This is a genomic window from Streptomyces ossamyceticus, assembly GCF_001418475.1.
In the GTDB taxonomy this organism is placed as follows: Bacteria; Actinomycetota; Actinomycetes; order Streptomycetales; family Streptomycetaceae; genus Streptomyces; species Streptomyces ossamyceticus.
This window is the reverse complement of sequence record NZ_LIQX01000282.1, coordinates 1-6,708: the sequence shown is the minus strand read 5'-3', so window position 1 is coordinate 6,708 and position 6,708 is coordinate 1. Positions and strand designations below refer to the sequence as shown.

At 72.6% G+C, this 6,708-nt stretch carries 7 protein-coding genes; 3 read left to right on the top strand and 4 right to left on the bottom strand.

Going from position 1 to position 6,708, the window contains the following annotated elements; all coding sequences use genetic code 11:
* Positions 1-55: 55 nt before the first annotated feature.
* From ectB to thpD, 3 genes are read left to right on the top strand one after another with little or no spacing between them, the layout of a single operon-like run.
* Positions 56-1,327 carry a diaminobutyrate--2-oxoglutarate transaminase gene (gene ectB / locus AOK15_RS21650; protein ID WP_055519410.1) on the top strand — a complete coding sequence of 424 codons (1,272 nt, stop codon included), beginning with the start codon at positions 56-58 and terminating at the stop codon, positions 1,325-1,327.
* A 41-nt stretch (positions 1,328-1,368) separates the two neighbouring features.
* Positions 1,369-1,767 (top strand): ectoine synthase, encoded by a 399-nt coding sequence (locus tag AOK15_RS21645; RefSeq protein ID WP_055519408.1) that lies wholly within the window; start codon positions 1,369-1,371, stop codon positions 1,765-1,767.
* Positions 1,768-1,772: 5 nt separating this feature from the next.
* The gene (gene thpD / locus AOK15_RS21640) at positions 1,773-2,660 is read left to right on the top strand and encodes an ectoine hydroxylase (protein ID WP_055519406.1); all 888 of its coding nucleotides are present in this window, start codon (positions 1,773-1,775) and stop codon (positions 2,658-2,660) included.
* A gap of 97 nt (positions 2,661-2,757) precedes the next feature.
* Here thpD and AOK15_RS21635 read toward each other — a convergent pair whose 3' ends face one another.
* The 4 genes from AOK15_RS21635 to AOK15_RS21620 all read right to left on the bottom strand — a co-directional run bounded on the left by AOK15_RS21635 (position 2,758) and on the right by AOK15_RS21620 (position 6,537).
* Positions 2,758-3,855 carry a maleylpyruvate isomerase family mycothiol-dependent enzyme gene (locus tag AOK15_RS21635; protein WP_055519403.1) on the bottom strand — a complete coding sequence of 366 codons (1,098 nt, stop codon included), beginning with the start codon at positions 3,853-3,855 and terminating at the stop codon, positions 2,758-2,760.
* 79 nt (positions 3,856-3,934) lie between these two features.
* Entirely contained in the window at positions 3,935-4,543 is a 609-nt protein-coding gene (locus AOK15_RS21630; protein ID WP_055519401.1) for an RNA polymerase sigma factor, read from the bottom strand.
* Between the two features lie 45 nt (positions 4,544-4,588).
* Complete coding sequence (locus AOK15_RS21625; protein ID WP_055519399.1) at positions 4,589-5,641, bottom strand: aminotransferase class V-fold PLP-dependent enzyme; 1,053 nt, start codon at positions 5,639-5,641, stop codon at positions 4,589-4,591.
* 179 nt (positions 5,642-5,820) lie between these two features.
* The gene (locus AOK15_RS21620) at positions 5,821-6,537 is read right to left on the bottom strand and encodes a DsbA family oxidoreductase (protein ID WP_055519397.1); all 717 of its coding nucleotides are present in this window, start codon (positions 6,535-6,537) and stop codon (positions 5,821-5,823) included.
* Positions 6,538-6,708: the final 171 nt, after the last annotated feature.

Sequence of the window (6,708 nt, the reverse complement as noted above, 5' to 3'; positions counted from 1 at the left end):
CCTCTCCCCCACTCCCGCACACCCGCACCCCCCACGCATCGAGGAGCGATTCGCCGTGACCATCACCCAGCCCGACCTGAGCGTCTTCGAGACCCTGGAGTCCGAGGTACGCAGCTACTGCCGCGGCTGGCCCACCGTGTTCGACACCGCGCAGGGCAGCCGGATGCGCGACGAGGACGGCCACAGCTACCTGGACTTCTTCGCCGGAGCCGGTTCGCTCAACTACGGCCACAACAACCCGGTGCTCAAACGGGCTCTGATCGACTACCTGGAGCGGGACGGCGTCACGCACGGCCTCGACATGTCGACGAGCGCCAAGCGGGCGTTCCTGGAGTCCTTCCAGAACCTAGTGCTGCGGCCCCGCGACCTGCCGTACAAGGTCATGTTCCCGGGCCCGACCGGCACCAACGCCGTGGAGTCCGCGCTGAAACTGGCGCGGAAGGTGAAGGGGCGCGAGGCCATCGTGTCGTTCACCAACGCCTTCCACGGCATGTCGCTGGGCTCCCTCGCCGTCACCGGCAACGCCTTCAAGCGGGCCGGTGCGGGCATCCCGCTGGTGCACGGGACGCCGATGCCGTTCGACAACTACTTCGAGGGCCAGATCCCCGACTTCCTGTGGTTCGAGCGGATCCTGGAGGACCAGGGGTCCGGGCTGAACAAGCCCGCCGCCGTGATCGTGGAGACGGTCCAGGGCGAGGGCGGCATCAACGTCGCCCGCCCGGAGTGGCTGCGCGCGCTCGCCGAGCTGTGCGAGCGGCAGGACCTGCTGCTGATCGTCGACGACATCCAGATGGGCTGCGGCCGTACGGGGGCCTTCTTCTCGTTCGAGGAGGCGGGCATCACCCCCGACATCGTCACCGTCTCCAAGTCCATCAGCGGCTACGGACTGCCGATGTCGCTGTGCCTGTTCAAGCCCGAGCTGGACATCTGGGAGCCGGGCGAGCACAACGGCACCTTCCGCGGCAACAACCCCGCCTTCGTCACCGCGACCGCCGCCCTGGAGGCGTACTGGTCGGACGGCTCCGCCATGGAGAAGCAGACCCGTGCGCGCGGTGAGCAGGTCGAGCAGGCGCTGATCTCCATCACCGAGGAGAACCTCGCCGATGTGAAGGAGTACCGGGGCCGCGGGCTGGTGTGGGGCCTGGAGTTCCACGAGAAGGCCCGCGCGGGCCGGGTCGCCAAGCGGGCCTTCGAACTCGGGCTGCTGATCGAGACGTCCGGCCCGGAGAGCGAGGTCGTGAAGCTGCTGCCCGCCCTCACCATCACCCCGGACGAGCTGGACGAGGGCCTGCGCGTCCTCGCCCGCGCCGTCCGGGAAACCGTCTGACCACCGTCCGAGGAACACCCCCAAGGAGGCCTGGAACCACCGTGATCGTCCGTTCTTTCAAGGATCTGGAAGGCACCGACCGGCACGTCAAAGCGGCGTCCGGCACGTGGGAGAGCAAACGCATCGTCCTCGCCAAGGAGAAGGTCGGCTTCTCCCTGCACGAGACGGTCCTCTACGCGGGCACGGAGACGTCGATGTGGTACGCGAACCACATCGAGGCCGTGGTGTGCGTCGAGGGCGAGGCCGAACTGACCGACGACGAGACCGGGCGGACGTACACGATCACGCCCGGGACCATGTACCTCCTCGACGGCCACGAGCGGCACACGATGCGGATCAAGGAGGACTTCCGCTGCATCTGTGTGTTCAACCCGCCCGTGACCGGACGGGAGGACCACGACGAGAACGGCGTCTATCCCCTGCTGACGGAGGAGGGCTGACCATCATGACCACGCTCACCGATCTCTACCCCAGCCGCGGCGCCACCGAGGTGTCGGTCCCGCGCCAGGACCCGGTCGTCTGGGGTGCCCCCGGCACCCCCGGCCCGATCTCCCTCACCGACCTCCAGACGTACGAGCGGGACGGCTTCCTCGCCGTCGAGGAGCTCATCACGCCGGACGAGGTCGCCGTGTACCACCAGGAGCTGGAGCGGCTCGTCACCGATCCCGCGGTCCGCGCCGACGAACGCTCGATCATCGAGCCGAAGTCGAAGGAGATCCGGTCCGTCTTCGAGGTGCACCGCATCAGCGAGGTGTTCGCGCGGCTCGTCCGGGACGAGCGGGTCGTCGGCCGGGCCCGGCAGATCCTCGGCTCCGACGTGTACGTGCACCAGTCGCGGATCAATGTGAAGCCGGGCTTCGGCGCGTCCGGGTTCTACTGGCACTCCGACTTCGAGACATGGCACGCCGAGGACGGGCTGCCGAACATGCGGACGGTGTCCGTCTCGATCGCGCTGACCGAGAACCACGACACCAACGGCGGCCTGATGATCATGCCGGGGTCGCACCGCACGTTCCTCGGCTGCGCGGGCGCCACCCCGAAGGACAACTACAAGAAGTCGCTGCAGATGCAGGACGCGGGCACCCCGTCGGACGAGGCGCTGACGGCGATGGCCTCCGAGTACGGCATCAAGCTGTTCACCGGCAAGGCCGGTTCGGCGACCTGGTTCGACTGCAACTGCATGCACGGTTCAGGTGACAACATCACGCCGTTCCCGCGCAGCAACGTCTTCATCGTCTTCAACAGCGTGGAGAACGCGGCGGTCGAACCGTTCGCGGCTCCCGTACGGCGGCCGGAGTTCATCGGCGCGCGGGACTTCACCCCCGTGCGGTGATCTCGGCCTCGCCGTCACGATGACCGGACCGGGCGGTCCCTGCCCCCTGAGGGACCGCCCGGTCCGCCGTGTGTGCGGGGCTTCTCGGGGGCGGCCGCTACAGCCAGGCCAGCGCCGCCGCCGTGGCCAGGACGTTCCGTGCGGCGCGCTCGTCGCCCGTGAGGCCCCTCGGCACCTCGTCCGGGGCGTAGCGGCCGCCGACCAGCAGACAGAAGTCGACCGGGTCCAGGGTCAGTTCGGCGGCCACGGGCTCGGCGTCCGAGCCGAGGACCCAGCCGGTGCCGGGGGCGGTCCCGGTGACCTCGACGAGGACGGGGGGCGCGTCGTGCAGGGCCACGCCGAGGATGCGGACGGCGAGGCGGACCAGCTGCTCCAGGTGCTCGTCGGGCGGCGGCGGTACGGCGATGCCGAGCGCCCGGCCGATGTCGTCGGCGTGGATCCACGCCTCGAAGGCGCGGATGACGAAGTGGTCGGCGACGGGCAGTCTGAGGCCCATCACCGTCGCCGCGCGGGCGGCGAGAGAGGGGTCGCGGGCCTCGGGGGTCGCCAGGAGGTCGGCGGCCTGCGCGGCCCAGGTGGCGACGGTCTCCTCGGGCGTCCGGGCGTGCTCGTGGGCGATGGCGTCGGCGGTGCGCAGCTCCCAGGCGTACGCGGCGGGCGTCCCGGCCGGGATGCGGGAGGCCGGCAGCCGGGCGCCGACCCCGAGCGCCACGGCGAGGTGTTCGTCGGCGGCGACGAGGTGGGCGACGGTGGCGTGCGCGTCCCAGTCGTGCACCACCGGGGTGCCCCAGCGGCCCGGCAACTCCCGGACCAGCGCCTGGAGTCCGGCGACGGCGGCGGCGTACGGCGCCGCGTGCGGGGCGACACCCGGCGTACGGGCCCGGCGCGAGCGCAGCGCCGACGCGAGCACCCCGTCCGCACCACCGAGTCCCCCGCCGGCCCGCTCCCGACCACCGCGCCCCTCACCGGCCCGCGCGGTCCCGTCGCGCGCGTCACCGGGGGCGCCGCTCGCCCCCGTGTCCGGGCCGGGGGTGCCGTCCAGCAGCCGTACGGTCGCGCGGAGTCGTTCGGCCTCCGCCGCGCAGGTCTCGCAGTCGGCGAGGTGGAGCGGGACGGCCCTGGCGTCGGCGGGTGGCAGCGCGCCGACCGCCCAGGCGGCCAGCAGCTCCCGTACCCCGTCGTGGTCGTTGGTCATCGCGCGCCGCCCTTTCGCCGTGCCGCTGCCACGATACGCAGGGCCCGCACGGCCCCGGCGGTGCGATGAGGGGCCGCCATCACGCGCCCCTCGCCGCTGCCGGGTCCGGTGGATCCGCGAGGGACGCCGCCAGTTTGCGCAGGGCCGAGCGGAGCCGGGTCTTCGCGGTGCCCTCGGGGATGCCCAGCTCCACGGCGGCCTGGCGGTAGGTGCGGCCCGCGAAGTAGGCGAGGTGGACCACCTCCCGCTGGCTGCGGGGGAGTTCGGCGAGGGCGGTGTGCAGCAGCAGGGAGCGCTCGCGGTCGACGACCGTCTCGTGCGGGCCGGGTCCGGCGTCGGGGATGGCGTGCAGCGCCGAGTCGTCCGCCTGGGCGTCCTTGCGGTGCCGGGCCTCGCTGCGCACCCAGTCCACGGCCCGCCGGTGGGCGAGCATCGACAGCCAGGTGCGCAGGGAGCCGCGCCGCGCGTCGAAGCCGTACGGGCTGGCCCACAGCTGGGCGAAGACCTCCTGGGCCACGTCCTCGGCCGCGGCCTGACTGTGGGTGACCCGGACGGCCACCCGGCGCACGAGTGCCCCGTACGCCGCGTAGGCCTCACGCAGCGCGGACTCGTCCCCGTACACCAGCCGCCGATGCAACTCCACATCGATGGACGGCTGTTCGAGCGTCGGCTCCACCGGCACCACCATCCCTGATGCCCTTCCTAGCGTCCCGGCCGGGCTCGCGCCAGTGGTTCAGGAAGACAGGGCGTCCAGGACCCGGTCGACGTCGGCCGCCGTGTTGTAGAGGTGGAAGGCGACGCGGAGGTTGCCCGCGCGGTCGGAGACCTGGATGCCGGCCGCGCTCAACTCGGGCTGCCGCACGCCCAGTCCGGGCACCGAGACGATGGCCGAGCCGGGCGCCGGCACGGGCTCGTGGCCAAGAGCGGCGAGCCCCGCGCGGAACCGGTCCGCGAGGGCGAGGTCATGGGCGTGGACGGCGGCCACGCCGAGTTCCTCGACGAGCGCGAGGGAGTGGCGCAGTCCGGCGTACGTGAACAGGGCAGGGGTCAGGTCGAAGCGGCGGGCGGAGCGGGCGAGTTCGGTGACGGGGCCGTAGCAGCTGCCCCAGGGGTTCTCCCCCGCGACCCAGCCGGCCAGCATCGGGGTCAGCCCGCCGAAGTCCTCGGGCACCACGAGGAAGGCCGCGCCGTGCGGACCGAGCAGCCACTTGAAGGTCGTGCAGACGGTGTAGTCGTACGCGTCGGCCTCCATCGGCAGCCATCCGGCGGCCTGGGAGAAGTCGACGTAGGTCCGCGCCCCGTGGTCCCGCGCCGCCTCGCGCAGCGCGGGCAGGTCGGCGATCCGGCCGTCGGCGGACTGGGCGGCGCTGACCGCGACGAGCGCGGTGCCGGGGCGGACGGACTCGGCGAGGCGCTCCAGCGGCACGGCCCGCACCTTGAGGTCGCCCCGGACGTGGAACGGGTTGAGGACGGAGGTGAAGTCGTCCTCGGCGGTCAGCACCTCGGCGCCGGGGGGCAGCGACGCGGCGATCACCCCGGTGTGCGCGGCGACCGATGTCCCGGCCGCCACCCGCCCGGCGGGCACCCCGGCCAGCCGGGCGAACGCTGCCCGCGCGGCCTCCACGTCGTCGAACAGCGGGTCCAGCGGCCGGCCCTCGGCCCGCAGCAGCGCGGCCCGCCCCAGCGCGGCCACCGTCCGGGCGGGCAGCAGGCCGGTGCTGGCGGTGTTCAGATAGGTGTTCTTCGGTGCGAACTCGGCACGGACGAGGCTCTCGAAGGTCTCCATGCCCCCACTGTGGGGCCCGAAGACCTCCCCGTCCATTGAGAGGTTTTACGCGGTTCGCCAAAGCATCGCTTATATATTCGGCCCGACCAGCGCCTCAGCGCCGCCACGGGGGCGCGGGGAACCGCGCGAGCCACCACCCGCGCAGCCACGGACCGCGGATCACCGCACCCCCACGGCGGTCACTGCGACGGCACCGCACACCCGTCGGGCCCGCACGCCTCCGCGCCGTCCTCCTGGATCACCTGGAGCGGCGACCGCTCGCCCCACGCCTGTGCGAGCGCCCGCTCGAACACTTCGGCGGGCTGCGCGCCGGACACCCCGTACGTGCGGTCCAGCACGAAGAACGGCACTCCGTTCGCGCCCAGCTCGGCCGCCTCCCGCTCGTCCTCGCGGACGGCGTCCGCGTACGCGGCGGGGTCGGCCAGCACCTGGCGGGCGGCGCCCTCGTCGAGCCCGGCCTCGACGGCCAGCTCGATCAGGAACTCGTCCGCGTCGGCGTACACGGACCGCTCCTCGGCGAAGTTCGCCCGGTACAGCAGCTGGAGCAGCTCGCTCTGCCGGCCGTGCTCCTTGGCGAGGTGCAGCAGGCGGTGCATGTCGAAGGTGCTGCCGTGGTCGCGGCCCTCCGCCCGGTAGGCGAGGCCCTCGGCGCCGGCCTGCGCGCGGAGGTTGTGCTCGCCGGCCTGGGCCTGCGCCTCGCTCATCCCGTACTTCTTGCTCAGCATGGTGAGCACCGGCTGGATGTCGTCCTTGGCCCGGCCGGGGTCGAGCTCGAAGGAGCGGTGGACCACTTCGACGTCGTCGCGGTGCGGAAAGGCCGCGAGCGCCTTCTCGAAGCGGGCCTTGCCCACGTAGCACCAGGGGCAGGCGATGTCGCTCCAGATCTCGACGCGCATGGGTCAGCTCTCTTCGGTCGTACGGGTACGGGGGGACGGAGGCGCGCTCCGCTTCTGCGATGGGTGAACGTTCAAGCAGCCCGTCTCATTCCCGCGCCCCTCCCCCGCTCCGACCGCACCCCCGTGAGCCGGAGCGAGGGCGGCACACGGGGGCGGCTCACGGGGGTGCGG

Bases quoted from the DNA above. Each gene is read 5' to 3' on its own strand.
- AOK15_RS21620 (WP_055519397.1), bottom strand. From the start codon at position 6,537: ATGCGCGTCGAGATCTGGAGCGACATCGCCTGCCCCTGGTGCTACGTG.
- AOK15_RS21635 (WP_055519403.1), bottom strand. From the start codon at position 3,855: ATGACCAACGACCACGACGGGGTACGGGAGCTGCTGGCCGCCTGGGCG.
- AOK15_RS21625 (WP_055519399.1), bottom strand. From the start codon at position 5,641: ATGGAGACCTTCGAGAGCCTCGTCCGTGCCGAGTTCGCACCGAAGAAC.
- thpD (WP_055519406.1), top strand. From the start codon at position 1,773: ATGACCACGCTCACCGATCTCTACCCCAGCCGCGGCGCCACCGAGGTG.
- AOK15_RS21630 (WP_055519401.1), bottom strand. From the start codon at position 4,543: ATGGTGGTGCCGGTGGAGCCGACGCTCGAACAGCCGTCCATCGATGTG.